We start from the raw sequence: 26,932 nt of genomic DNA, 5'->3' as shown, positions 1-26,932 counted from the left end.
ATAGAATGTTCGACGTTTTGTTACACGTGAAACATCCTATGTATTAGAAAAGCTTCAGCACCTAGGGGCTGAAGCTATTCAATTCCTAAAAGATATTATTTTACTCTCGACCCATTTGGTAATGTTTGATCAACTGTCGCTAAAGACATCATACCTTCTTGACTTCCTGCTAAAATCATCCCTTGTGAAAGCTCTCCACGAAGTTTTACCGGTTTTAGATTAGTGACGCAAATAACCTTGCGACCGACTAAATCCTCTGGTTTATAAAATTTGGCGATTCCAGAAACAACCTGACGTTGTTCATAGCCTAAATCTAATTGCAGCTTCAGTAATTTATCAGCTTTTGGGATAGCTTCTGCATGCAATACCTCTGCCACCCTCAAATCAACTTTCATAAAATCATCGATTGAAATTTCTTCACTTTCTGGTATTTCCGCTTTTGGTTGTTCTTTTTCCTGAACAGGTGCTGCCGGTCCTTTCATAACCCCTTTGATATAGTTTACTTCCTCTTCAATATCAAGACGTGGGAAAATGGGCTCACCCTTTGTTACAGTTGTTCCACTAGGGATTTTCCCAAACTCGGCTAAACTTTCCCACGATTTTAAAGCATCATCATTAATATTTAATTGAGTGAATATTTTACCTGGTGTTTGTGTTAAAAATGGTTTTAGTAAAATCGCCACTCTGCGCAATGATTCTGATAGATGAGCCATTACATTTGCCAATTGAGCTCTTGTTTCTTCTTCTCTTGCCAATATCCACGGTGAAGTTTCATCAATATATTTATTGGTTCGACTAACAACTTGCCAAATAGAGCTGAGTGCAACTGAAAATTCCATTCGTTCCATCGCATCTTCATATTTATCGACTGCATCCACATTTGCTTGTAGAAGCTGATTGTCGAACTCACTAACAGACCCATTATATTCTGGAATTTGTCCATCAAAATATTTATTGATCATTGCTACAGTCCGATTTAATAAATTACCAAGATCATTAGCCAAATCAAAATTGATACGATCCACAAACCCTTCTGGAGTAAAGACCCCATCGGCACCGAAAGGTACTTCACGAAGCAAATAATAGCGCAGTGCATCTAAACCATAACGGTCAATTAATGTAACTGGATCAACCACATTCCCCTTTGACTTGGACATTTTCCCATCCTTCATTAATAGCCAGCCGTGCGCAAACACTTTTTTAGGTAGGGGTAAATCAAGGGCCATTAACATGATTGGCCAATAAATAGTATGGAATCGGACAATTTCCTTCCCAACTAAATGAACATCTGCAGGCCAATAATTTAAGTACTTAGCATCGTTTTCTGTTCCATAACCTAGTGCAGTTATATAGTTTGATAGAGCATCGATCCAAACATAAATGACATGCTTTGGATTTCCAGGAACCTTGATGCCCCAATCAAATGTTGTTCTTGATACAGCCAGATCTTCTAATCCAGGCTTGATGAAGTTATTGATCATTTCATTCTTCCGTGATTCCGGTTGGATAAATTCCGGGTTTTGCTCATAATAAGCAAGCAATCGATCGGCATACTTGCTTACTTTGAAAAAGTAAGATTCTTCCTTTACCTTCTGAACCGGGCGCCCACAATCAGGACAATTCCCCTCGACTAATTGGATTTCTGTGTAATAGGACTCACAAGGAGTACAATACCAGCCTTCGTATTCTCCAAGGTAAATATCCCCTTGCTCCAAAAGTTGAGCAAAAATCTTCTGGACAACTTGTTTATGACGATCTTGAGTGGTTCGAATAAAATCATCATACGAGATATCAAGCTTTTTCCAAAGATCTTGAATACCGGAAACAATTTCATCCACATACTGCTGAGGTGTTACACCTTTCTCCTCGGCTTTTTCTTGAATCTTTTGACCGTGCTCATCCGTGCCTGTTAAATACATAACATCAAAGCCACGCATCCGCTTATACCTGGCCATAGCATCACCTGCCACTGTCGTATAAGCATGTCCAATATGCAAATTTCCGCTTGGATAATAAATCGGTGTAGTAAGATAAAAGGTCTTAAGTTTTTCCTCCATTAAAAATTCCTCCCATAAAAGTTTGTATGTACTTATTCTCTTCAATCCACAGAAAAACTCCCCTGGCAAATCCCCAAAAACAGCTAGGAAAGTTCCATGGAAAAACTCTATTATTCGAATGATTTTATAACGTCATCATAACCGCTTATATCATCAAAATATACCTAAAAATACATAAATGTGCAACAACGCGACTCTATCCAGAACAACCCTTCACATTCTCATGAAAACCTAACAAAAAAATCGATATCGTTTCATCGATTAAATAAATGAAGGATAATCATTATTTTTGTCGAATAATATATAGAATACTTATTTTAATATATCATTTTAATAGTTCTTTCTTCCTATTTTCATTCCCCTCCAAACAGCGCCAAACATGATAAATATTGATTTAATAAGGTTTTTGAACACATTCAAAAATTACTATTAAACAATAAATAAAAATAATTGACGGATATGGGAATGGCTGGTATTATTAAAGCAGAAGAGAAAAATGTCGAATTATGACGAATTAAAACAATAATAGAGAGAAACATAGAGTTTGAGAGGAGATTATTGGAATGAAATCTACAGGTATTGTTCGTAAAGTTGATGAGCTTGGTCGCGTGGTTATTCCTATTGAATTAAGACGTACTCTTGGTATTGCAGAAAAAGACGCTCTTGAAATTTATGTTGATGACGAGCGCATCATCTTAAAAAAATACAAGCCAAACATGACTTGCCAAGTAACTGGTGAAGTATCTGATGACAATGTGACATTAGCCGACGGCAAATTAATCCTTAGTCGCGAAGGTGCAGAATTACTAGTAGAAGAAATCAAAAAAGCGTTTGAATTTAACAAATAATTTCATTCAATAAGAGGCTGACTCCAATCTAGGAGTCAGCCTCTTTATTATTAATCAATGTGGTACGCCTGATAGACATCCCGCTTGCTTATATCTCTATCTTTTGCCACTTGCTTGATGGCTTCTTTTGAAGGCAATCCCTTCTCTGTAATGTAATGATCCACATGCGCTGAAATTGGTATCGCTTCCCACCAATTGATTTCGGGTAAAGCATCTTTCTCATTCGAACCCTCCACCACAATACAGAATTCCCCTCTAATCTCATCATTGCGGGCCCACTCAAGTACTTCCTCTAATGATCCACGAATAAATTCTTCGAATTTCTTAGTTAATTCTCTACATAACACCACTTGGCGATTACCTAACGTTTCAAACATCAATTGCAAAGTATCCTTTAAGCGGTGTGGAGATTCATAAAAAAGGAGCGAAGCAGTCTGTTTCGCTAATGTTTCAAGTTCTTTCCGTTTCTCCTTTTTCTGACGATTCAAAAAACCATAAAAATAAAACGGTTGTGTAGTTATTCCAGAGGCAATTAGGGCGGTCAGCGCAGCGTTAGCTCCTGGAAGCGGTACAACCTTCAGCCGCTCTGCCACTGCACTCTGTACTAACTCATAACCAGGGTCAGATATTGTTGGCATCCCAGCATCACTAACGAGAGCAATATTGGCACCTTCTCTTAATCGGCTTAATAACTTCTCCCCACTTACTCGTTTATTATGTTCATGATAACTGACAATTTTGGTTTCAATCTCGTAATAATGACAAAGCTTCATTGTATTTCTTGTATCTTCTGCTGCTATCATATCGGCTTCTTTTAAAATTCGAACTGCCCGGAAACTCATATCCTCTAAATTGCCAATTGGAGTAGGAACTAAGTACAAAATTCCACCTTGTTCTTCATTATTAAAACTTTTTTGCTGCCACATATTCACCACCAACTTCCCTTAAAAGGAACTCTTCCTTTTTTTTCCGCGACCATTGTTTAAATTCGTATTCCGCTTTCAAGGCCTCACTTTTATTTTCAAAAGCTTTATTGTATAAAAGCACTACAGGCCCTCTTCCTCTTGTATATTTTGCGCCTTTTCCTTCATTATGTTGCATAATACGTCGTTCTAAATGATTGGTATACCCTCCGTAAAAACTACCATCACGACACTCAAGCACATAAAAATAATGTTTATTTTCCATACAAGATCTCTTTTACTTCTGAAGTATATTCTTGCTTTTCATCATAGACAAAAAGAGGGGGTAAAATCTTCAGGTCCGGTTGTCCATCTTTGATTGCCTCAATTAATAAGGTATTAGCATCTTTTCCTTGCTTTGGATGGACAAGCTGAATTCGTTTTGGTTCGAGGCGATATTCTCGCATCAGGGTGATAATATCAAGCAATCTGCCGGGGCGATGCACAAAGGCTACTTTTCCTCCTTGTCTGACCAGCTGACTCGAAGCTCTGACTGCATCCTCTAAAGTACACATGATTTCATGACGGGCAATCGCCAAATGTTCATTTTCATTTATTGTTTCCTTTCTTGGCGTAGAAAAATAAGGGGGATTACAGGTAATAACATCAAACTTCCCATATCCTAACTGCTTATGTATTTCCTTAATATCCCCTTGTATCATTTGTAAACGGTGCTGTAGGCCATTATATTCAATACTTCGAATAGCCATATCATACAACCGCTCTTGAATTTCTACACCTGTAATTGCTCCCTTTGTTCTCGTACTTAATAGCAATGGGATGATACCATTTCCACTGCATAAATCAAGAATATTACCCTTTTGAATTGGGACATATGTAAATTTTGCAAGCAACACTGCATCTAGTGAAAATGCAAAAACGGATGGACTTTGGATAATTTTTAAGTCTTCTGCTAGTAAATAATCCAACCGTTCATCATTTTTCAAATTGACCATATTTAATAATCCTCCGTATATGGAAACAGCCTTCCTTACAGTAGGAAGGCTGCCAGCTATTTCTTATTTAAAAAGGATAAGCAGAATAGACAATCCCCTTCTTTTCTAGGACTTCCAAAATGAATATTACAAATATGGAAACCCTCTTGATAAAGACGAGCAAGATTATCGTAGCCTTCGCCAATATCGAAACTATTTCGGTCAGCAGAGTCAGGCTGATCTGCATTTTTCTTGTCTGGCTTCTTCTTTTTCTGCTTTTCTTTCTCAGTTGTAAAATCAAATCGTTTACGTAACAGGTCATTTTCTAGCTTTAAGGAGTTATTCTCTTCTAGTATTTCCGCTAGATGCTCCCTTAACTCACCAAGCTGTTTATACAATTGGCCAATTTGCGTTTCCATATTGCTGACTGAATCAAAAATCTCTTTTTTATCCAAGCGTTCCACCTCGTTAGTCTGTGGATTGAATCGAAACAGCGCCTTCTTTTAATATCTCATCAAGCGTATATTCAAGCACACGCCCTTGATCACTGTATTCTATTTGAAGAACGCGTTCTAAAATGTTTAAACCAACAACTTTCCCAATTCCAAGGGGGGTCCGAATCTTTTCACCTAAATCTGGCAGTTGTTCTTTTGCAGTTTCGTATTCATCATTTTCATATTTTAAACAGCACATAAGACGCCCGCATAATCCAGAAATCTTTGTGGGATTTAAGGATAAGTTTTGGTCCTTCGCCATTTTTATCGATACAGGATCAAAATCGCCAAGAAATGTAGAACAGCACAGCATTCTCCCACATGGACCAATACCACCAAGCATTTTTGCTTCATCTCGTACTCCAATTTGACGGAGTTCAATTCTTGTTCGGAATATAGCGGCCAAATCTTTCACTAATTCTCTAAAATCAACTCTTCCATCTGCAGTAAAGTAGAATATCACCTTATTTCGGTCATATGTGTATTCTACATCCACCAATTTCATATCTAATTGGTGCTCATTAACCTTCTCACAACAAACCTCATAGGCTTCTTTAGCGGCTTGTTTATTCTCTTCAACAATTAGCCGATCCTTTTGGTCTGCCAGCCTTAGCACCTTTTTAAGCGGGAGAACCACATCGTGATCCTCTACTTGTTTTCGTGCCGTTACTATTTTTCCATATTCAACACCACGAACTGTTTCAACAATAACAAAATCATCCTTTTCAATAAGGAGATCCCCGGGATCAAAATAATATATCTTACCCGCTTTTTTAAAGCGTACTCCTACAACATCATACAAATGAAGATCCCTCCTGCAATTTTAACACAAGCTGTTCCATTAACAGCTGCGGATTCATATTTGCATGCAGCTTTCTCTTGGACTCTAATATGGCTGCCATCTGTTCAGCCAAACGCCGACCTGATGTTTGCAATGCATACTGCTCTAACCGATCCTTCTCTTTAAGAAAAACAACCTGGGTCCCTTTTCCGAGTTGTATATATAATAAATCCTTATAAATAAGAAGTAATAAATCTAGACCACGATCCAATTGTTCTTTTTCTTTAAAGTGCACGAACCAATTTTCCTGAAGAGACACCATCGCTTCAAGAGAATTTTTTTTCAGCACCTCGTATAATTTTAACACTATTTTTTGTGCTTGTGCAAACCAATCATCCTGGTTCCATTCCAATGCTTCATCAATATTATTGGTTAACTGTGCCAATAAAGGAGCTACGTCCATTTTTACCCCCTCAGCAATAAACTTTTCTATCAAATTATCCGGAGAAAGCGGTGTAAATGTTAAGGTTTGGCACCTTGATAAAATGGTTGGTAATATTTTTTGGACTTGTTCAGATATTAAAATAGCAAACGTTTGTCTATTAGGTTCTTCGAGAAATTTCAATAGACTATTTGCTGCATTGACTGTCATTTTATCGGCATGGACGATCATATAAATTTTTTGCTTCGATTCGACACCAGTTTTAGAAAATTCATCTTGAAGCTCATGAATTTGCTGTTTTTTTATCGAAAGACCATCAGGTTCAATTAAATGAAAATCCGGATGGTTACCCGTATCAATTCTTTTGCAATTTGAGCATTCTTCGCAGGGCAAATAACCTTCTTTAGGGCTTTGACAAAATAGACTCTTGGCAAGTAGCAGCCCTACCTCTTTTTTCCCAGTCCCACGGATTCCTTCAAAAAGATAGGCGTGTGAAACCCGATTTCTTAAGATACTATTTTTCAGCATTTTTAATACTGTTGGTTGGATCGCTTCAAGCTGATTCCAAGTTCTTGCCAAGTTCATCACTCACTTATATAAAATGATCAAAATTCTTTTTTTGTATGCTTAACCTTGGTTGTGCAATAAGGGAATTATTAGTCCATTTCACCACTAGGGCTATTTTTTAAAAACGATGAAATTGATCGACAGGAAGGACAAAAACAGTGGCTCCTCCTACTTTAATCTCAATTGGATATGGGACATAGGATTCAGCACTACCACCCATCGGTGATATCGGAGCAACAAATTGCTCTTTAGACTGGCAGTTTTCTTTTATGATTTCCAATGCCTGCTCTACCAGACTATCTTCTGTTCCAATCATAAAAGTTGTATTCCCAGATTTCAAAAAACCACCAGTACTAGCAAGTTTAGTGGCGCGGAAATTATTATCTACGAGAGCATTTAGAAGACGATTACTATCTTGGTCCTGAATAACTGCAAGAATTAACTTCATCCTTTCTTCCCCCAATGATTTCCGATTTAATATCTATATTATAACAGTTATTCTCTTGTAATCAGAAAGAAGTTAGACTACTGTACTTATTTAAAAGAAGGCTCTTTTAAACTAGAATGTTGATTTCCGTTCCAGGCACTCGCTTTCCGCGGGCGGTCCGGGAGCCTCCTCGGCGCTTTCGCTCCTGCGGGGTCTCCCGTGACTCGCTTCTCCCGCAGGATTCTCGCGCCTTCCACTCCAATCAACATTGTGCAAAAAATAAACATTGAGCTTTAACACAGCCTAAAAGTAAAAACTGACTACACTTTTTGTAGTCAGCTTCTTCTCATTTTATTATAGTATTTCCCTGATTTTGATTAATGCCTGATTGAATACTGATTCCACTGACTTTGATGCATCAATTAGTTGAATACGCTTTGGAAACCTAGTTATCAAAAGTTGATAACCCTCTCTAACCTTTTGATGAAAATCAATTGTTTCTAAATCCAACCGATTCACTTCACGACCTTTATGTTGGTTGATCCGCTTCAGTCCTTGTTCAGGATCAATATCAAAATAAAGCGTTAGCTTAGGCATCATATCCTCAATTGCAAACTCATTAATAGTATATACCTCGTCGATTCCCAAACCGCGCGCATAACCTTGGTATGCTAGGGAACTATCGATAAACCGATCACACAAAATTACCGCCCCAGATTCTAGAGCTGGCTTAACCTTTTCTATTAAATGCTGTCTTCTGGCCGCAGCATATAACAAAGCTTCTGTTCGTGGATCCATTGCCGTATTTTCGGTTGCTAAAATGACCTCACGGATTTGTTCAGCGATTTCTATTCCTCCAGGCTCCCTTGTTTGCATAACCGGATACCCTACACTTTCTAAATGTTGCGCTAACATATTGATTATCGTTGTTTTACCGGCACCCTCAGGCCCCTCAATTGTAATAAATACACCTTTACCCATATAAACCTCCGAAATATATGAAATGCTCTAGTGGCCCGCCTAAAGGCTTGACTCGAGATCCGATGGCACCTAATACTAGACACCCATCTATGTTCAAAAATTTTACACCGTTTTATCCACGCAGCGCTGAAAGCCTGAAGCGGAAATCAACATTTTAATTTTACAAAGCCTATATAAAAATAGAAATAAAACCTTGCCTTAATATTTCTCCACCTTGAAATCTTGTCCCCTTTTCAAGTAGCCATTGAATGTGGTGAATATCTGCTTCCATTATCATTTCCCCGGGAAATAATAATGGAATTCCGGGAGGATATGGGATAATCATTTCAGCAGAAATTGCCCCAATTGCTTCCAAAAGTGGGACCCTCTTATTATTTCGTTTTTTCATTTCTTTATAGTTTAAACTCAACTTAGCCAAGTCTTTTTTTTGATAGGGAACCAGCTCTTTTTCCATTTCTTTAGTGGGAACAGCATTGTCGCTCAAAGCCGTTTTCATTCGAACGATCACCTCGTTGAACGGATATTCCATTCCCTCTTTTAACAAAGGAATAATGAACAATAGGTTAAAGGGATCAGCAAGCTCCGCAAAAATACCTTGTCCCTCTAATATTTTTTGTAAATTAAATCCACTTAAAGAGTTTGTTGATTGAATTGTTATCTTTAACAAGTCACCTTGATTGTTAGGGTATGACAAAACTTTAATGCCAGATAGATTTGAAAGGTGGATTTTAAAAATATTTATCTGTTCTTGGAGATAAACTAAATCGTTTTTGTTTATCGAGCTAAGATAACAGCGTGCTATATCCAAAGAAGCCATGATTGGATAGGATGGACTACTTGATTGTAAAATATGAAGATATTTTTCTATATCATTTAATGCAATTAGCTTACTGTTAAAGTGCAAAAATGAACCCATTGTCATCGCTGGCAATGTTTTATGTGCAGATTGTATGACCACATCGGCTCCAAATGTTACTGCCGATGAAGGGAAAGGCTCACCTGCAATAAAATGAGCACCATGTGCCTCATCTACTAAAACTGGAATGTTATGACCATGGGCCAATCTTATAATCCTTCCGAGTTCATAAACCATCCCATAGTAATTCGGATAGGTTACAATCAAGGCTTTGGCATTGGGATACTTTTTTATGGCAGCTTGGACTGCTTCAAATGAAAGACCACCTGCCACCTGCCAGTCTTCATCAAATTCAGGACTAATAAAGACCGGGTCAGCATTGACAAGTTGAAGCCCATTTAAAATAGATTTATGACAATTCCGTTGTACAAGTACAGTATCCTCTTCATCAAGAGCTGCCATAATCATTGCCAGATTACCAACAGTACTACCATTAACAAGAAAAAAGCTCCTGCACACGCCAAAAAGCCCTGCCAGCAACTGCTCTGACTCTCGGATCACACCTTCCGGAGAATGGAGGTCATCTAAACCAGTTAGCTCTGTAACATCAAGCTTTAACAGTTCTTTAAAGGATACTGCACCTTCGAAAGGGAACACAGCCCCATTTTTATGACCTGGGACATGAAGAGAAATCGGAATTGCTTCTTTATGAAAAATAAGTTTTTCGTATAAGGGTGTTCTTAATTGTTCCATAGTCACCACCATTGGTAAATATTAATCTCGTTTGGAAATTTGGTATATGGTATCTTGAAAAATGTAAGGTTTATCCTGCTAATTGCAAGTCTAATCTATTTTAACAAATCAAGGAACAAGTTGTATGTCATATTAGTAAAAAAACTAATATGGATTTTATTAAAATTGAATGGATGTAAGTTATTTTTCCACAAAAAAACAAGCGCCCTACTGAGCACCTTATCAAAAGTATTTTATTTTATTTATGATTAACTTTATGAATAAATTTCTGGCTTTGTGCCCTTTTTTAGCTGATTAAGATAATATTTATATTTGGGATCATCCGTTGCTGTCTTGATAAGTTCACTTTCGCATTCGGTACAGATAAACGAAGTGTATAGATGAATCCCTTTCAGTTTTTGTTCCTCACAAATCACACATGTTTCCCCACAAAACTGATTCTGCAAGCTCAATATTTCCACCTCCATAATCCTAGTGTGTCCTTACCGTTCAATTTGTATACAATTTTTAGAATTTTCATATTAATGATAGCCGCATTTTATTGTATGTTTTTTTCTCTGGTTGGGTGTATGTCTATTGGATTGTTTTTTCTAAATATGACAAAAACGGTCCAAAAAAAGAACAACCCATTTGAGTTGTTCTTCATTTGCCCGGCAACGTCCTACTCTCACAGGGGGAGAACCCCCAACTACCATCGGCGCTGAGAAGCTTAACTTCCGTGTTCGGTATGGGAACGGGTGTGACCTTCTCGCTATCGCCACCAGACTATTTAATTGGGAATTTTCATTCCCTCAAAACTAGATAATGCAGAAGAAGTTGTAAAACCAATAACACCGTTTTTGGTTAAGTCCTCGATCGATTAGTATCAGTCAGCTCCACACGTCACCGCGCTTCCACCTCTGACCTATCAACCTGATCATCTTTCAGGGATCTTACTAGCTTGCGCTATGGGAAATCTCATCTTGAGGGGGGCTTCATGCTTAGATGCTTTCAGCACTTATCCCTTCCGCACATAGCTACCCAGCTATGCCTTTGGCAAGACAACTGGTACACCAGCGGTGCGTCCATCCCGGTCCTCTCGTACTAAGGACAGCTCCTCTCAAATTTCCTGCGCCCACGACGGATAGGGACCGAACTGTCTCACGACGTTCTGAACCCAGCTCGCGTACCGCTTTAATGGGCGAACAGCCCAACCCTTGGGACCGACTACAGCCCCAGGATGCGATGAGCCGACATCGAGGTGCCAAACCTCCCCGTCGATGTGGACTCTTGGGGGAGATAAGCCTGTTATCCCCGGGGTAGCTTTTATCCGTTGAGCGATGGCCCTTCCATGCGGAACCACCGGATCACTAAGCCCGACTTTCGTCCCTGCTCGACTTGTAGGTCTCGCAGTCAAGCTCCCTTGTGCCTTTACACTCTACGAATGATTTCCAACCATTCTGAGGGAACCTTTGGGCGCCTCCGTTACTCTTTAGGAGGCGACCGCCCCAGTCAAACTGCCCACCTGACACTGTCTCCTACCCCGATCAGGGGTATGGGTTAGAATTTCAATACAGCCAGGGTAGTATCCCACCAATGCCTCCACCGAAGCTAGCGCTCCGGCTTCTACGGCTCCTACCTATCCTGTACAAGCTGTACCAAAATTCAATATCAGGCTACAGTAAAGCTCCACGGGGTCTTTCCGTCCTGTCGCGGGTAACCTGCATCTTCACAGGTACTATAATTTCACCGAGTCTCTCGTTGAGACAGTGCCCAGATCGTTACGCCTTTCGTGCGGGTCGGAACTTACCCGACAAGGAATTTCGCTACCTTAGGACCGTTATAGTTACGGCCGCCGTTTACTGGGGCTTCGGTTCAAAGCTTCGCCTTGCGGCTAACCTCTCCCCTTAACCTTCCAGCACCGGGCAGGCGTCAGCCCCTATACTTCGCCTTGCGGCTTTGCAGAGACCTGTGTTTTTGCTAAACAGTCGCCTGGGCCTATTCACTGCGGCTCTTCAAGGCTATTCACCCTAAAGAGCACCCCTTCTCCCGAAGTTACGGGGTCATTTTGCCGAGTTCCTTAACGAGAGTTCTCTCGCTCACCTTAGGATTCTCTCCTCGCCTACCTGTGTCGGTTTGCGGTACGGGCACCTTTTATCTCGCTAGAGGCTTTTCTAGGCAGTGTGAAATCAGGAACTTCGGTACTATATTTCCCTCGCTATCACAGCTTAGCCTTCACGGTAACGGGATTTTCCTCGCTACCAGCCTAACTGCTTAGACGCGCATATCCAACAGCGCGCTTACCCTATCCTTCTGCGTCCCCCCATTGCTCAAACGATAAAGAGGTGGTACAGGAATATCAACCTGTTGTCCATCGCCTACGCCTTTCGGCCTCGGCTTAGGTCCCGACTAACCCTGAGCGGACGAGCCTTCCTCAGGAAACCTTAGGCATTCGGTGGATGGGATTCTCACCCATCTTTCGCTACTCATACCGGCATTCTCACTTCTAAGCGCTCCACCAGTCCTTACGGTCTAGCTTCAACGCCCTTAGAACGCTCTCCTACCACTGACATCTAAGATGTCAATCCACAGCTTCGGTGATACGTTTAGCCCCGGTACATTTTCGGCGCAGAGTCACTCGACCAGTGAGCTATTACGCACTCTTTAAATGGTGGCTGCTTCTGAGCCAACATCCTGGTTGTCTAAGCAACTCCACATCCTTTTCCACTTAACGTATACTTTGGGACCTTAGCTGGTGGTCTGGGCTGTTTCCCTTTTGACTACGGATCTTATCACTCGCAGTCTGACTCCCACGGATAAGTCTTTGGCATTCGGAGTTTGTCTGAATTCGGTAACCCGATGAGGGCCCCTAGTCCAAACAGTGCTCTACCTCCAAGACTCTTACAACGTGAGGCTAGCCCTAAAGCTATTTCGGAGAGAACCAGCTATCTCCAAGTTCGATTGGAATTTCTCCGCTACCCACACCTCATCCCCGCACTTTTCAACGTGCGTGGGTTCGGGCCTCCAGTAGGTGTTACCCTACCTTCACCCTGGACATGGGTAGATCACCTGGTTTCGGGTCTACAACCACATACTCATTCGCCCTATTCAGACTCGCTTTCGCTGCGGCTCCGTCTTATCAACTTAACCTTGCATGTAATCGTAACTCGCCGGTTCATTCTACAAAAGGCACGCCATCACCCATTAACGGGCTTTGACTACTTGTAGGCACACGGTTTCAGGATCTATTTCACTCCCCTTCCGGGGTGCTTTTCACCTTTCCCTCACGGTACTGGTTCACTATCGGTCACTAGGTAGTATTTAGCCTTGGGAGATGGTCCTCCCTGCTTCCGACCGGATTTCTCGTGTCCGGCCGTACTCAGGATCCACTCAGGAGGGAACGAAGTTTCAACTACAGGGTTTTTACCTTCTTTGACGGGCCTTTCCAGACCTCTTCATTTACCCCGTTCCTTTGTAACTCCATGTTGAGTGTCCTACAACCCCAAGAGGCAAGCCTCTTGGTTTGGGCTATTTCCCGTTTCGCTCGCCGCTACTCAGGGAATCGCATTTGCTTTCTCTTCCTCCGGGTACTTAGATGTTTCAGTTCCCCGGGTCTGCCTTCAATACCCTATGTATTCAGGTAAAGATACTACTCCATTACGAGCAGTGGGTTTCCCCATTCGGAAATCTCCGGATCAAAGCTTACTTACAGCTCCCCGAAGCATATCGGTGTTAGTACCGTCCTTCATCGGCTCCTAGTGCCAAGGCATCCACCGTGCGCCCTTTCTAACTTAACCTAAAGGTTAATCTCTTATTATATAAGAGAGAAAAAAACTAATGTGGTGTTTCTCGGTCTTACATTCTTCTTACGATTATCTAGTTTTCAAGGAACAAAAAATAACGACAAAAAGCAATCGTTATAAGATTGGTGGAGCCTAGCGGGATCGAACCGCTGACCTCCTGCGTGCAAGGCAGGCGCTCTCCCAGCTGAGCTAAGGCCCCGTTATAGGTGGATATGGTGGGCCTAAATGGACTCGAACCATCGACCTCACGCTTATCAGGCGTGCGCTCTAACCAGCTGAGCTATAGGCCCATATAACGGATAAACATATATAAATTTTTAAGAGATTACTCTCTCAAAACTAAACAAACAAACCATCAACATCACATCACTATAAGTGTTGTGTTCCGATTGTCTTTACGACAATATCCTTAGAAAGGAGGTGATCCAGCCGCACCTTCCGATACGGCTACCTTGTTACGACTTCACCCCAATCATCTGTCCCACCTTAGGCGGCTGGCTCCTTACGGTTACCCCACCGACTTCGGGTGTTACAAACTCTCGTGGTGTGACGGGCGGTGTGTACAAGGCCCGGGAACGTATTCACCGCGGCATGCTGATCCGCGATTACTAGCGATTCCAGCTTCATGTAGGCGAGTTGCAGCCTACAATCCGAACTGAGAGTGGTTTTATGGGATTGGCTCGACCTCGCGGTTTTGCAACCCTTTGTACCACCCATTGTAGCACGTGTGTAGCCCAGGTCATAAGGGGCATGATGATTTGACGTCATCCCCACCTTCCTCCGGTTTGTCACCGGCAGTCACCTTAGAGTGCCCAACTGAATGCTGGCAACTAAGATCAAGGGTTGCGCTCGTTGCGGGACTTAACCCAACATCTCACGACACGAGCTGACGACAACCATGCACCACCTGTCACTCTGTCCCCCGAAGGGGAACGTCCTATCTCTAGGAGTGTCAGAGGATGTCAAGACCTGGTAAGGTTCTTCGCGTTGCTTCGAATTAAACCACATGCTCCACCGCTTGTGCGGGCCCCCGTCAATTCCTTTGAGTTTCAGCCTTGCGGCCGTACTCCCCAGGCGGAGTGCTTAATGCGTTAGCTGCAGCACTAAAGGGCGGAAACCCTCTAACACTTAGCACTCATCGTTTACGGCGTGGACTACCAGGGTATCTAATCCTGTTTGCTCCCCACGCTTTCGCGCCTCAGCGTCAGTTACAGACCAAAGAGCCGCCTTCGCCACTGGTGTTCCTCCACATCTCTACGCATTTCACCGCTACACGTGGAATTCCGCTCTTCTCTTCTGCACTCAAGTTCCCCAGTTTCCAATGACCCTCCCCGGTTGAGCCGGGGGCTTTCACATCAGACTTAAGGAACCGCCTGCGCGCGCTTTACGCCCAATAATTCCGGACAACGCTTGCCACCTACGTATTACCGCGGCTGCTGGCACGTAGTTAGCCGTGGCTTTCTGGTTAGGTACCGTCAAGGTACCGGCAGTTACTCCGATACTTGTTCTTCCCTAACAACAGAGCTTTACGACCCGAAGGCCTTCATCGCTCACGCGGCGTTGCTCCATCAGACTTTCGTCCATTGTGGAAGATTCCCTACTGCTGCCTCCCGTAGGAGTCTGGGCCGTGTCTCAGTCCCAGTGTGGCCGATCACCCTCTCAGGTCGGCTACGCATCGTCGCCTTGGTGAGCCGTTACCTCACCAACTAGCTAATGCGCCGCGGGCCCATCTGTAAGTGACAGCCGAAACCGTCTTTCAGCTTTTCCTCATGAGAGGAAAAGGATTATCCGGTATTAGCTCCGGTTTCCCGGTGTTATCCCAGTCTTACAGGCAGGTTGCCCACGTGTTACTCACCCGTCCGCCGCTGATATCAGGGAGCAAGCTCCCATCAATCCGCTCGACTTGCATGTATTAGGCACGCCGCCAGCGTTCGTCCTGAGCCAGGATCAAACTCTCCAAGAAAGTTGATTGACTCATAAAAGTTACGTTGGCTAGTGTCATGACCGAAGTCATTCACACTATAAAAAATTATATTGTTGACGTTTGTTTGTTTAGTTTTCAAAGAGCAATTTTTCACCATCGCCGTGAAGCGACTTTATTAATATATCATTTCATCATTTATTTGTCAAACATTTTTTTAAAATGTTTTTTTCGCGTCTTTTCGACGACGTTTAATATCTTACCATCCTCAACTATTTCTGTCAATCCCAAAAAAACTTATTTAGAAATACATTTTACACACCGTTTCAATTAAAAATAAAAAAACCGTCATTCAATGACGGAGTTAATGAAGAATTCTCTAAATAATCCATGTCTGTACAGCAACTAGTGCTATGATTCCCGGGATTCCTAATAAACCCGAAACTGCTGACGTTATGAAATTAATTGGGACATGGATACCATAATGATTTCCCAATGTGTTTAAAAAAAACAAAAACATGGCACCTATTAATAACTTTATCACACCTTGTCCAATATATCTGATTGGTTTAACAGGCGCACCAATAAATAGTAATAATAGCACTAACCCAACGATTACCGCGATTACATAAGCTGGTTCCAATAAAAAACCCCCTACCGAGTATCTTGTACTATAAAGATATGTACAAGTATTAAAAAAAGAACACGGTAGTGGGGTATGAATGCTTATTTTCTTATTGTTACGTTTCTACTCTTTGCTTCTCTAAGCAAAAAGAAATATTTCATTTCGGCAACCCTTGATTCACTAAGAACTTCATCAGAAGGGTCTAAGCACTTTTCAACAAGGTTTTTTTGATTAATCCAACCATTTCGTAAATCATGAAGTTGATTTAAAAGTTTCTCATCAAACTCTTTACGAAGTCGGCCTTTTCGTTGAAAAAACATGGTATTCCCTCCGTTAACACTATACTTCTCTGCGACCTTCTAATGCCTTTGAAAGTGTTACTTCATCAGCATACTCTAAATCTCCACCAACTGGTAATCCATGGGCAATCCTTGTAACTTTGATTCCTGATGGCTTTAATAAACGAGAAATGTACATCGCGGTTGCTTCTCCCTCAATATTAGGGTTAGTAGCAAGAATAACCTCTTCAACTGTTTCATCTTGTAACCTTTTCAGTAGCTCAGGAATTTTAATGTCTTCCGGACCGATTCCATCCATTGGAGAGATTGCCCCTTGCAAAACATGATATAATCCAGAAAACTCCTTCATTTTCTCCATTGCAATGACATCTTTCGGGTCCTGAACTACACATATAATAGATCTATCCCTACGCTGATCTTCACAAATATAACATGGATCTTGGTCTGTTATATGACCACATACAGAACAATAGGTTAAATTTCTTTTAGCATTTACTAATGCTTTTGCAAAATCTAACACAATATCTTCCTTCATACTTAATACATAAAATGCCAGTCTTGAGGCTGTCTTTGGCCCAATTCCAGGCAATTTCATAAAGCTATCTATCAGCTTAGAGATTGGTTCAGGATAATACATATTGTTTTATTCCTCCTAGAACATGCCGGGAAGATTCATACCTTTAGTAAATTGTCCCATTGTGTTGTTTGTTAATTCCTCTGCTTTTTTCAAGGCATCATTAGTTGCAGCCAGTACTAAATCCTGCAACATTTCTATATCATCAGGGTCAACCGCTTCTGGTTTAATATTTACTTCAACGACTTCTTTATGTCCAGTTACAACAACAGTGACAACTCCTCCAGCTGTCCCTTCAATTCTCTTTTCTCCTAATTCCTCTTGAGCTTTAGCCATTTGCTTTTGCATTTTTTGCATTTGTTTCATCATACCTTGCATATTTCCACCGCGCATCATAAGTAAAACCTCCGATTTATTATTCTTTAATTTCAACTAGATCTTCGCCAAACAGTTTTTTTGCTTCGGCGATAAGTGGATCCTCTTCCTTATCCTGCTCAGGAGGGGCATCCTGACGTTGAACTGATAAAAAGTTCTCTCGTATATTATGCCATTGATCCTCTGGTACGCCTACAACTTGCATTCTTTTTCCTAGTAATTCTTCCATTATGGTTGATACAGTCTCAAGAAATTTGTTGTTTTCCATAGCCATTTGGCAATGAATTTCATATTTAAATTTAATAATAAACGTATGTTCAGAAGCAGCAACAGGTTCGGCTTCGTTTAACAATGCAGCCTGAGATCGCATCTGATTTTTTGCTAAATGCCCTAACATCTCCCCCCATTTACTCTTAACATGGTTTAGGTTAGTTTTGGTAGCCTGTTTTAATATTTCATTAATTTTTCCAGCTGGTGCTTGGAACCCCTTCCGGGAAGTTCTTTGAGGAACAGCATTAGTGGTAGGCTCCTGAGTCACGGTAATACCTTTAGTATTCAATTCACTAATTTTTTGTTCTAACTGTTCAATTTTAGCAAGCAACTGATTTATTGCCGGTGTTGACTCCACCGTTTGCACCTGCCGAAGTTGACACAGTTTTACAATTGCCACTTCTAAAAAGATCCTTGGATGATTTGTCCAACGCATTTCTTGTTGAGTTTTATTTAAAATTTCAATAAGTTCATAAATATTATCTGTTTGAACTTCATTAGCAATATTTTTAAATTCCTCATCAGCCATGACTTTCTCGATAGATTCTTCTAATTGCGGTGCAGCTTTATATAATAACATATCACGGTAGTAAAAAATAAAATCCTCTATAAACCTAACTGGATCTTTACCGTTTGATAGCAAGCTATTTAAACCATTTAAACCATTGGCTGCATCTTGGTCCTGAATGGCCTTGGCCAGTCTGTTTAAAAAACCTTGTGAAACGGATCCTGTTACAGTCAAAGCATCTTCTACGGAAACACTGTCCTGACTAAAGGAGATAGCCTGGTCCAGCAAACTAAGGGCATCCCGCATTCCGCCTTCAGCAGCTTTTGCAATTATTTGTAGGGACTGGTCCTCATATTCTACCCCAGTTTCATCTACAATAAGTTTCATTCGATTAACGATTGCTTTTGGCGTTATCCGTTTAAAATCAAATCGTTGGCAGCGCGAAATGATTGTTAAGGGAATTTTATGTGGTTCAGTGGTTGCCAATATGAAAATAACATGCTTCGGAGGTTCTTCTAGCGTTTTTAACAGGGCGTTAAATGCTCCAATTGTCAGCATATGCACTTCATCGACAATATAAACTTTATATCTCACTGAACTTGGGGCATACTTTACCTTATCACGAATATCTCGGATTTCTTCTACTCCATTGTTGGATGCAGCATCAATTTCTATTACATCTGGAATTGATCCGTCTGTTATTCCTTTACATGAAGCACACTCATTACAAGGCTCGCTTGCAGGTGATCTTTCACAATTAACTGCCTTTGCTAGTATTTTTGCAGCACTTGTTTTCCCTGTACCTCGGGGGCCAGAAAAAAGATAGGCGTGTGAAATTTTTTGCTGAAGCAGGGCGTTCTGCAAAGTTTTTGTAACATGTTCTTGGCCTACAACATCGATAAATGATTGCGGACGCCAAACACGATATAAAGCTTGATAACTCACTGACACCGCCCCCTTTCTTTTTATATCTTCTCTATTATAACGTAATCAATTTCAATAATTCAAAATGAAAAAGAAAAAGCTGAAACAGTTATCGAGGCTCCTGATGAAGCAAAACAAAGAAATGAGGAAGGCAACTATAGATGGACAAAAAAACCCACCCCGCCATCGAGATGAGTTTACCTTAGCAAATATGTATACCGTGCACCCTCCGTCGACTGACGACCATAAGCGTTACTTAAGCAGTTAGCTCGGCCCAGGCAACCCTGCGGCACATGAGAGCTTCCACTTAATGCTGCTTCCTTCCGGACCTGACATGGTTCGTGGATTCCCATTGCGCAGGACCCGGGCGTCAACGCCACTTACTTAAGGCAGACCCTACAGTCAGCCAGCCTCAGAGAGGGAATTCGGCCTCGCTAGAGCGGATTGCGAATACAGGGCACCGCTACCTCCCCGCTTAGCACGGTAATATAAAGTATACTAACTTTCATTTAAAAAAGCAACGCAATTAAGCTGTTAATTATTGTAAGCTTATCAACCTTATGAATTTTGCTTTTTATCTCGTTTTTTTCGTTCGCGAATCCCTTTAAAAAAATTAGTTAGTAATTCTCCACATTCTTTTTCTAACACACCAGGAATCACTTCGCTACGGTGGTTAAAACGCTCGTCCTCAGGCAGATTCATAAACGTCCCTGCACAGCCACCCTTAGGATCTTTTGCCCCATATACGACCCGAGCAATACGGGATAAAATAACCGCCCCTGCACACATTGGACATGGCTCAAGGGTCACATATAGCGTTGCATTTTCAAGTCGCCACGTTCCGAGTTTTTGGCAAGCTTGATCAATGGCTAGTAATTCTGCATGTCCTAGTGCATTTTGATTGGTTTCTCTGAGATTGTATGCACGGGCGACAACTTCCCCTTCAAGAACAATCAAGGCTCCGATTGGTACTTCACCAATTTCCTCTGCTTTTCGAGCTTCTTTTATAGCTTCATACATATAGAATGTGTCTATTTCTTTGTTTTTTTCCATATAGAACCTCTTATTTATTTCCTGTTTTTCTTAATGAACATTTTACTATATCAATTTCGATAGTGAAAGCGTGATTAAGGTTCAAAACTGTTTCCATTCTATCGGTACACTATACTATAAGACTTCCAGGCGTTAACTCTTTCTTTGGTGTTCCCAACCCGTATCCCTGTCCAAAATGAATACCCATTTTTCTTAAATATTGATAATCTTTCACCTGTTCTATACCTTCAGCAATTATGCTTGTATCTGATTCAACTGCAAAATTCATCAACAGAGAGACCATCTTCTGTTTTACTATGGTCTTATTAATATTTTGAATGATTGACTTATCAATTTTGATAAACTCTGGCTTTAAATACACTAATGTTTTTAAACTGTTATAACCGGATCCTGCATCATCTACGGCAATGCGAAACCCTTGTGAACGATAATGTGATAATATCCGTTCAAACTGGACAAAATCAGAAACAGCTTGCTTCTCTGTTATTTCGAAAACCACCTGTTCTGGAGAGATCCCATATTCCTCAATTAATTGTTTTGTTTCCCCAATTTTATAATTTGAATCCATTAATACATATGGATGGATATTCAAGAAGATTAAAGCACTTTTTTGATTTGGAGATTTTCTTAGACCGTCAACAAGACGTTTTATGGAGATATTTCTAATAAAACATTCAAACTGAAAAACTCGGTCTGTTTGTCCAATAAATTCATAAAATAAATCCGTATTGGGAAACAAACTGGTGGAGGGTGGCCGATTTAGCACTTCATATCCAATCGTTTTTCCATTTTCTAAATCCAGGATAGGCTGAAAAAATGTAGTTAAAGACTGATTACGAATGATTTTATCTAATTCTAAAAACCTTTTATAGTCCATATACCTCTTTTTTCTCTCTTTGTGTAAATAACGAAAAGCTGTGAAAAGACCGCTGTTTGAAAGGTTAGGTAAGAAGGTATTTTGCATATGGGACCTCTTTTTTTTATTTTTACCAATAGTTTATCGCTAAAATATTAATCCTTCGTGAAAGGGTTGTAATACTTTTATTAATTTTGTAATTTTTCGGAAATCCTCATTTTTACTTATCCTTAACATAAGATGATTAATATTGATGTGTGTTAAAGGAGGGAGAAACATGCAGATTCATGTCATTCAGCCTAACCAATCCTTGTTTGGTATCGCCCAGGCTTATGGCACCAGTGTAGACGAATTAATCAAAACAAACGATATTCCTAATCCTAACGACTTAGTTCAAGGCCAGACATTGGTGATTCCAATCGTTGGAAAATTTTATTGGGTAAAGTCTGGAGACAGCCTTTATTCAATTGCAAGGAAATTTGGCATTACCCAACAACAATTAGCCACAGTAAATCGTATTCCCGCAAATCAACCTCTTCGGATTGGGATGCGTCTATATATCCCACCGCGCCCCAAAAGAAATGGGGAATTCAATGCATACGTTGAGCCAAGGGGGGCAACTGTAACAACTGTTCTGGAAAATAGCGCCCGGGAGGCGGCTCCCTATTTAACCTATTTAGCACCGTTTAGTTTTCAAGCGTTACGAAATGGGGCACTGAAAGAACCTCTCTTAAATAACTTCCCAACTATCGCAAGGACCAATAGGAATGTCTTAATGATGGTCATTACGAATCAAGAAAACGATCAATTTAGCGCTGAGTTGGGTCAAATTCTTCTCAACAACACCGAAATTCAAACTAGGTTTTTAAACAATATTGTTTCCACTGCAAAGAAGTATGGATTTAAGGATATTCATTTTGATTTTGAACATTTACGTCCCGCAGATCGAGAAGCCTATAGTCGCTTCTTAAGAAGAGCTAGAGACCGATTTAGACAAGAGGGCTGGCTAATCTCTACAGCTCTTGCCCCAAAAATAAGTGCGACTCAAGCGGGAGAGTGGTATGAAGCTCATGATTATCATGCGCATGGTCAGATTGTCGACTTTGTTGTCATCATGACCTATGAATGGGGTTATAGTGGTGGACCAGCAATGGCGGTATCTCCAATTGATCAAGTAAGAAAGGTACTCCAATATGCTTTAACAGAGATCCCTTCTCAAAAAATCATGATGGGGCAAAATCTTTATGGTTATGATTGGACATTACCTTTTGTCCAAGGGAGCGTGGCTAGAGCAATCAGTCCTCAGCAAGCTATCCAACTTGCAGCCCGTTATAATGTACCTATACAATACGACACAAAAGCACAGGCACCTCACTTTAATTATGTCGATGCTCAAGGCAAACGACACGAAGTTTGGTTTGAAGATGCCCGCTCGATTCAAGCTAAATTTGATTTAATTAAAGAGTTAAACATTCGCGGAATGAGCTATTGGAAGCTTGGGTTAGCTTTTCCGCAAAACTGGCTGTTGATCCTCGAAAATTTCAATGTTGTAAAAAGATAAGGTTACTAACAATAAAGGGCTGCGACCACCTCGTAGCTCTTTTTTTATCCTTAAAATACATATAATATACAGGTTCGTTTCCACTAATTGTGTGTTACAATATTTTTTGCGTCATTAAGTTAATATATTAAAATAATGAATTCTATATATTATAGAGAGTGAAATAGAGGAGGACAAGCGATGGAGGGTACACCTTTTATCACCGTTGAAGGTCCGATTGGAGTGGGGAAAACTTCTCTTGCAAAAGCAATATCTGACCAATTTAAATTTACCCTATTAAAGGAAATAGTCGATGAAAATCCATTTCTCGGGAAATTCTACGAGAACATTGAAGAATGGAGCTTTCAAACAGAAATGTTTTTCCTATGTAATCGTTATAAACAATTAGGAGACATCCATGGACAGTTCCTATCAAGAAAAAAACCAGTTATCGCTGATTATCACATATTTAAGAATTTAATATTTGCCGAACGTACATTAAATAAAGAAGAATATCAAAAATATTATAAGATTTATCAAATATTAACGGCAAATATGCCGAAACCAAATGTAATTATTTATTTAAACGCCAGCCTCGAAACTCTTCTTAACAGAATTCAATTACGAGGTCGAGAGGTCGAAAAAAATATTAGTCCACTTTACCTAGAGCAGTTATCAATTGATTATGAAAATGCGATGCTAAAATTTGAAAAATTGCACCCCGAGATCCCTGTACTTCGCTTCAGTGGTGATGAAATAGACTTCGTCAAGAAAGAGCAGGATTTAACATTGATACTTGATACCCTTTCAAACCATGTAAAAAAAGGAGCACGCACCCATGAACTTTCAAATGAAATATGATATTCCTACTAATGCTATTTTCACCATTGCAGGGACAGTGGGCGTTGGAAAATCTACAATGACAAACGCATTAGCAAATGCACTATCATTTAATACATCCTTTGAAAAAGTAGATACAAACCCTTATCTAGATAAATTTTACGGAGACTTTGACCGCTGGAGCTTTCATTTACAAATTTACTTTTTAGCCGAACGCTTTAAGGAGCAAAAGCGAATTTTTGAATTTGGTGGCGGATTTATTCAAGACCGCTCAATCTATGAAGACACAGGAATCTTTGCAAAAATGCATTTTGAAAAAGGTACCATGTCAAAAGTAGATTTTGAAACATACACGAGTCTATTCGATGCCATGGTCATGACGCCGTATTTTCCACATCCTAATTTATTAATTTATCTTGATGGATCAATTGACGATATTCTCGCTCGCATTAAAGAACGTGGACGTCCAATGGAACAACAAACACCGATTGAATATTGGCTAGAAATGCACAAACGTTACGAAGACTGGATTAACTCCTTCACCGCTTGCCCCGTTCTTCGCTTAAATATTAAGGATTACGATATTATGGAAAATGAAGGGTCTATCGAGCCCATCATCGAACGGATTTCCTATTCTATGAAACAAACCAATTTGGTTAAGAAATAAGGCAACTATTCAAAACAGTCAGGAATATCCTTTGTTTAGAAGGTATTACTGCCTGTTTTTTATTTACTTATAAACAGGTAATTAAAAAATGTGACAGAATAATGTCGAATTTTCTTTAATAACACGCAAAAAAACCCACTACCTAATGGTAGTGGGTTAAATCTCCAATTTATGCGAATGGTAATTATTAGTATAGATGGAGGAGGAAGAGGGATTCGAACCCCCGCGCGGTTTAACCCGCCTGTCGGTTTTCAAGACCGATCCCTTCAGCCGAACTTGGGTATTCCTCCGTATCGACAAGAATAAATATATCATTAATAAATTACATTGTCAACAAAATGAAAAAAAAAAATTCTGAGCAGATTATTCTGCTCAGAAACTTTTCTTTATTCAGGGCGGATGACTTTGTGTTTGCCCATATACGGCTGTAATGCCTCAGGAATTAAAATACTTCCGTCCTCCTGCTGGTAGTTTTCCAAAATAGCTGCCACTGTTCTACCTAGTGCAAGTCCAGAACCATTTAATGTATGAACATGTTCGGGCTTTGCCTTCAGATCACGACGGAAACGAATGTTTGCTCGCCGTGCTTGGAAGCCTTCAAAATTACTACATGAAGAAATTTCTCGATAGGTTTCATAGCTCGGAAGCCAGACTTCAATATCGTATTTCTTAGCAGCGGTAAAACCTAAATCACCTGTACACATGCTTAAAACTCGATAAGGTAAGTTTAATAACTGTAATACTTTTTCAGCATGACCTGTTAATTTTTCGAGCTCAGCATAAGAATCTTCTGGCTTCACAAATTTAACTAGCTCCACTTTATTAAATTGATGCTGACGAATAAGTCCTCGCGTATCACGACCGGCTGATCCTGCCTCAGAACGGAAGCAAGCACTGAAAGCTGCGTAGCTGATTGGCAATTCTTCTCCGCTAAGAATTTCATCCCGATGGAGGTTTGTCACAGGCACCTCGGCAGTAGGGATAAGGAAATAATCCTCGCTTTCAACTCGAAATGCATCTTCTTCAAACTTTGGCAACTGACCCGTTCCAACCATGCTAGCTCGATTGACCATATAAGGAGGTAAAATCTCTTTGTAACCATGTTCATCGACATGAAGGTCAAGCATAAAACTAATTAAAGCGCGCTCTAGCCTAGCTCCTAAGCCTTTATAAAACACAAAACGACTTCCAGTCACTTTACCAGCACGTTCAAAATCCAAGATCCCTAGATCATCAGCAAGATCCCAATGTGGTTTCGCCTCAAATGGAAATTCACGAATATTACCCCATGTTCGAATCTCAACATTATCATCCTCTGATTCACCCACTGGAACGCTCTCATGAGGGATATTTGGAATACTGAGCAATAATTGCTCCAGCGTCTCTTCAACAACACGGAGCTCCTCGTCTAATGCTTTGATGCGGTCGCCAACCTCTCTCATTTCTGAAATTAAATGGTCAGCATCTTTCTTTTCCCGCTTCAAAACAGCAACCTGTTGTGATACTTCGTTTCGCTTACTTTTTAATTTCTCACTTTCTACAATTAAATCACGTCGATTTTGATCAAGCTCTTCAAACCTTCCAAAATCTGTTAAATCCTCACCGCGATGTTGTAATTTTCCCTTTACTTCTTCAAAATTTGCTCTTAATACCTTCATATCCAGCATAACTTGACCCTCCTTATTAATAAATCTTTATGTAAACAAAAAAATCCCGTCCCCAAAACAGGGACGAGAGTTACTCGCGATACCACCCTGGTTGAAAGCAAGCTTTCCACCTCAAAAAAAGATAACGGCTTAGACCGAAAGTATATAGTAACCTAAAAAAGGTGTTCCATACTTTACTCGAGGATGGATTCACAAATGTCATTCACCGGTTTACACCACCCACCGGCTCTCTAAAGAATGAACAAGCTGTTACTAGTTCCTCTCAATGCTTTAAAAAATATGAGAATTTCAAACATAATGTACTATAATTTTTTCTTAATTGCAACCAAATTATACGGATTGTTTTCCTTTTGCTTCTTTTACCATATTAACAAAATAAGAAGTTAAACGGTTGTCATCGGTAAGCTCAGGATGAAAGGAACAACCTAAAATATTCCCTTCACGTGCCGCAACAATTCTTCCTTCATGCTTAGAGATCACTTCAACGTTCTCTCCAGCTTCAACAATATGAGGCGCCCGAATAAATACCGCTGGAAAATCTTCTGCCACACCGGTAATATCTAAATCAGCTTCAAAACTTTCTCTTTGGCGACCAAATGAATTCCGCTCAACCGTAACATCCATTGCACCGATATGTGGCTCGTCATAGCCAACCACTCTTTTTGCCAATAGAATAAGTCCGGCACAAGTACCATATACTGGTTTCCCTTGATTCGCAAACTCTTTAAGTTGGTCCATAAATTGATACTTATCTATTAACTTACGCATTGTTGTGCTTTCGCCGCCAGGTAAAATTAATCCGTCAATTTCCTCTAGCTGCTCAACCCTTTTAATGACAACTGCTTCCGCTCCGGATTCTTCAACAGAACGGACATGTTCTCTTACCGCTCCTTGTAATCCAAGAACCCCTATTTTCACCATTGTACTA

At 40.4% G+C, this 26,932-nt stretch carries 24 protein-coding genes, 3 tRNA genes, 3 rRNA genes, 1 other RNA gene and 1 other annotated feature; of the genes, 4 read left to right on the top strand and 27 right to left on the bottom strand.

Annotated features, from left to right (window positions below; all coding sequences use genetic code 11):
* Positions 1-95 precede the first annotated feature (95 nt).
* Positions 96-2,057 (bottom strand): methionine--tRNA ligase, encoded by a 1,962-nt coding sequence (metG, locus tag B1NLA3E_RS00230; protein WP_015591886.1) that lies wholly within the window; start codon positions 2,055-2,057, stop codon positions 96-98.
* A 557-nt stretch (positions 2,058-2,614) separates the two neighbouring features.
* On the opposite strand from metG, the gene B1NLA3E_RS00225 reads away from it, so the two are divergent.
* On the top strand, positions 2,615-2,905 hold the full coding sequence (locus B1NLA3E_RS00225) for an AbrB/MazE/SpoVT family DNA-binding domain-containing protein (RefSeq protein WP_187292175.1): 291 nt from the start codon (positions 2,615-2,617) through the stop codon (positions 2,903-2,905).
* Positions 2,906-2,955: 50 nt separating this feature from the next.
* On the opposite strand, the gene rsmI is transcribed toward B1NLA3E_RS00225, so the two are convergent.
* From rsmI to B1NLA3E_RS00115, 23 genes are all read right to left on the bottom strand, one after another.
* On the bottom strand, positions 2,956-3,831 hold the full coding sequence (gene rsmI, locus B1NLA3E_RS00220; protein ID WP_015591884.1) for a 16S rRNA (cytidine(1402)-2'-O)-methyltransferase: 876 nt from the start codon (positions 3,829-3,831) through the stop codon (positions 2,956-2,958).
* Positions 3,809-4,093 carry a GIY-YIG nuclease family protein gene (locus tag B1NLA3E_RS00215; protein WP_015591883.1) on the bottom strand — a complete coding sequence of 95 codons (285 nt, stop codon included), beginning with the start codon at positions 4,091-4,093 and terminating at the stop codon, positions 3,809-3,811. The genes rsmI and B1NLA3E_RS00215 overlap by 23 nt, the downstream gene beginning before the upstream one ends.
* Positions 4,083-4,823: a tRNA1(Val) (adenine(37)-N6)-methyltransferase gene (locus tag B1NLA3E_RS00210; protein ID WP_015591882.1), complete on the bottom strand. Its 741-nt coding sequence runs from the start codon at positions 4,821-4,823 to the stop codon at positions 4,083-4,085. The genes B1NLA3E_RS00215 and B1NLA3E_RS00210 overlap by 11 nt, the downstream gene beginning before the upstream one ends.
* 56 nt (positions 4,824-4,879) lie before the next feature.
* Complete coding sequence (gene yabA / locus B1NLA3E_RS00205) at positions 4,880-5,257, bottom strand: DNA replication initiation control protein YabA (protein WP_015591881.1); 378 nt, start codon at positions 5,255-5,257, stop codon at positions 4,880-4,882.
* A 13-nt stretch (positions 5,258-5,270) separates the two neighbouring features.
* A complete protein-coding gene (locus tag B1NLA3E_RS00200) occupies positions 5,271-6,098 on the bottom strand; it encodes a PSP1 domain-containing protein (RefSeq protein WP_015591880.1) in 828 nt (275 codons plus the stop codon).
* The gene (holB, locus tag B1NLA3E_RS00195) at positions 6,091-7,098 is read right to left on the bottom strand and encodes a DNA polymerase III subunit delta' (RefSeq protein WP_015591879.1); all 1,008 of its coding nucleotides are present in this window, start codon (positions 7,096-7,098) and stop codon (positions 6,091-6,093) included. Before holB ends, B1NLA3E_RS00200 begins: the two co-directional genes overlap by 8 nt.
* A 106-nt stretch (positions 7,099-7,204) precedes the next feature.
* On the bottom strand, positions 7,205-7,534 hold the full coding sequence (locus B1NLA3E_RS00190) for a cyclic-di-AMP receptor (protein WP_015591878.1): 330 nt from the start codon (positions 7,532-7,534) through the stop codon (positions 7,205-7,207).
* A 333-nt stretch (positions 7,535-7,867) separates the two neighbouring features.
* Complete coding sequence (gene tmk / locus B1NLA3E_RS00185) at positions 7,868-8,494, bottom strand: dTMP kinase (protein ID WP_015591877.1); 627 nt, start codon at positions 8,492-8,494, stop codon at positions 7,868-7,870.
* Positions 8,495-8,663: 169 nt separating this feature from the next.
* The gene (locus B1NLA3E_RS00180; protein ID WP_041580201.1) at positions 8,664-10,103 is read right to left on the bottom strand and encodes an aminotransferase class I/II-fold pyridoxal phosphate-dependent enzyme; all 1,440 of its coding nucleotides are present in this window, start codon (positions 10,101-10,103) and stop codon (positions 8,664-8,666) included.
* Positions 10,104-10,357: 254 nt separating this feature from the next.
* Complete coding sequence (locus B1NLA3E_RS00175; RefSeq protein ID WP_015591875.1) at positions 10,358-10,570, bottom strand: sigma factor G inhibitor Gin; 213 nt, start codon at positions 10,568-10,570, stop codon at positions 10,358-10,360.
* Between the two features lie 181 nt (positions 10,571-10,751).
* Positions 10,752-10,868: ribosomal RNA gene (gene rrf, locus B1NLA3E_RS00170) — 5S ribosomal RNA — on the bottom strand.
* A gap of 74 nt (positions 10,869-10,942) precedes the next feature.
* Positions 10,943-13,879 (bottom strand): 23S ribosomal RNA (locus B1NLA3E_RS00165).
* Positions 13,880-14,008: 129 nt separating this feature from the next.
* Positions 14,009-14,084, bottom strand: a tRNA-Ala gene (locus B1NLA3E_RS00160).
* 14 nt (positions 14,085-14,098) lie between these two features.
* Positions 14,099-14,175, bottom strand: a tRNA-Ile gene (locus tag B1NLA3E_RS00155).
* 123 nt (positions 14,176-14,298) lie between these two features.
* A 16S ribosomal RNA gene (locus B1NLA3E_RS00150) occupies positions 14,299-15,848 on the bottom strand.
* Together the 16S, 23S and 5S rRNA genes with 2 tRNA genes alongside form the textbook arrangement of a ribosomal RNA operon.
* 337 nt (positions 15,849-16,185) lie before the next feature.
* The gene (locus B1NLA3E_RS00145) at positions 16,186-16,449 is read right to left on the bottom strand and encodes a pro-sigmaK processing inhibitor BofA family protein (protein WP_015591874.1); all 264 of its coding nucleotides are present in this window, start codon (positions 16,447-16,449) and stop codon (positions 16,186-16,188) included.
* 83 nt (positions 16,450-16,532) lie between these two features.
* Positions 16,533-16,751, bottom strand: a complete 219-nt coding sequence (locus B1NLA3E_RS00140) for a YaaL family protein (protein ID WP_015591873.1) — start codon at positions 16,749-16,751, stop codon at positions 16,533-16,535.
* A gap of 19 nt (positions 16,752-16,770) precedes the next feature.
* On the bottom strand, positions 16,771-17,367 hold the full coding sequence (gene recR / locus B1NLA3E_RS00135; protein ID WP_015591872.1) for a recombination mediator RecR: 597 nt from the start codon (positions 17,365-17,367) through the stop codon (positions 16,771-16,773).
* Between the two features lie 15 nt (positions 17,368-17,382).
* Positions 17,383-17,697: a YbaB/EbfC family nucleoid-associated protein gene (locus B1NLA3E_RS00130; RefSeq protein WP_041580819.1), complete on the bottom strand. Its 315-nt coding sequence runs from the start codon at positions 17,695-17,697 to the stop codon at positions 17,383-17,385.
* 22 nt (positions 17,698-17,719) lie between these two features.
* Positions 17,720-19,402: a DNA polymerase III subunit gamma/tau gene (gene dnaX / locus B1NLA3E_RS00125; protein ID WP_015591870.1), complete on the bottom strand. Its 1,683-nt coding sequence runs from the start codon at positions 19,400-19,402 to the stop codon at positions 17,720-17,722.
* 197 nt (positions 19,403-19,599) lie between these two features.
* An RNA gene (ffs, locus tag B1NLA3E_RS23455) (signal recognition particle sRNA large type) lies at positions 19,600-19,865 on the bottom strand.
* A 74-nt stretch (positions 19,866-19,939) separates the two neighbouring features.
* Complete coding sequence (gene tadA, locus B1NLA3E_RS00120) at positions 19,940-20,434, bottom strand: tRNA adenosine(34) deaminase TadA (RefSeq protein WP_015591869.1); 495 nt, start codon at positions 20,432-20,434, stop codon at positions 19,940-19,942.
* 109 nt (positions 20,435-20,543) lie between these two features.
* Entirely contained in the window at positions 20,544-21,398 is an 855-nt protein-coding gene (locus B1NLA3E_RS00115) for an EAL domain-containing protein (RefSeq protein ID WP_015591868.1), read from the bottom strand.
* A 169-nt stretch (positions 21,399-21,567) separates the two neighbouring features.
* On the opposite strand from B1NLA3E_RS00115, the gene B1NLA3E_RS00110 reads away from it, so the two are divergent.
* From B1NLA3E_RS00110 to B1NLA3E_RS00100, 3 genes are all read left to right on the top strand, one after another.
* Positions 21,568-22,851, top strand: coding sequence for a glycoside hydrolase family 18 protein (locus tag B1NLA3E_RS00110; protein ID WP_015591867.1), 1,284 nt, complete (start codon positions 21,568-21,570; stop codon positions 22,849-22,851).
* 180 nt (positions 22,852-23,031) lie between these two features.
* Positions 23,032-23,691 carry a deoxynucleoside kinase gene (locus B1NLA3E_RS00105; RefSeq protein ID WP_015591866.1) on the top strand — a complete coding sequence of 220 codons (660 nt, stop codon included), beginning with the start codon at positions 23,032-23,034 and terminating at the stop codon, positions 23,689-23,691.
* The gene (locus tag B1NLA3E_RS00100; RefSeq protein WP_015591865.1) at positions 23,669-24,337 is read left to right on the top strand and encodes a deoxynucleoside kinase; all 669 of its coding nucleotides are present in this window, start codon (positions 23,669-23,671) and stop codon (positions 24,335-24,337) included. Before B1NLA3E_RS00105 ends, B1NLA3E_RS00100 begins: the two co-directional genes overlap by 23 nt.
* Before the next feature lie 197 nt (positions 24,338-24,534).
* On the opposite strand, the gene B1NLA3E_RS00095 is transcribed toward B1NLA3E_RS00100, so the two are convergent.
* The 3 genes from B1NLA3E_RS00095 to pdxT all read right to left on the bottom strand — a co-directional run bounded on the left by B1NLA3E_RS00095 (position 24,535) and on the right by pdxT (position 26,925).
* Positions 24,535-24,627 (bottom strand) — tRNA-Ser (locus tag B1NLA3E_RS00095).
* 96 nt (positions 24,628-24,723) lie between these two features.
* Positions 24,724-26,004, bottom strand: coding sequence for a serine--tRNA ligase (serS, locus tag B1NLA3E_RS00090; RefSeq protein WP_015591864.1), 1,281 nt, complete (start codon positions 26,002-26,004; stop codon positions 24,724-24,726).
* 56 nt (positions 26,005-26,060) lie between these two features.
* Positions 26,061-26,279: a binding site (T-box leader), on the bottom strand.
* Positions 26,280-26,334: 55 nt separating this feature from the next.
* Positions 26,335-26,925 carry a pyridoxal 5'-phosphate synthase glutaminase subunit PdxT gene (pdxT, locus tag B1NLA3E_RS00085; protein WP_015591863.1) on the bottom strand — a complete coding sequence of 197 codons (591 nt, stop codon included), beginning with the start codon at positions 26,923-26,925 and terminating at the stop codon, positions 26,335-26,337.
* Positions 26,926-26,932: the final 7 nt, after the last annotated feature.

Source organism: Bacillus sp. 1NLA3E (assembly GCF_000242895.2).
Taxonomy (GTDB): Bacteria; Bacillota; Bacilli; order Bacillales; family Cytobacillaceae; genus Bacillus_BU.
This window is presented reverse-complemented; position numbering and strand designations above follow the sequence as displayed.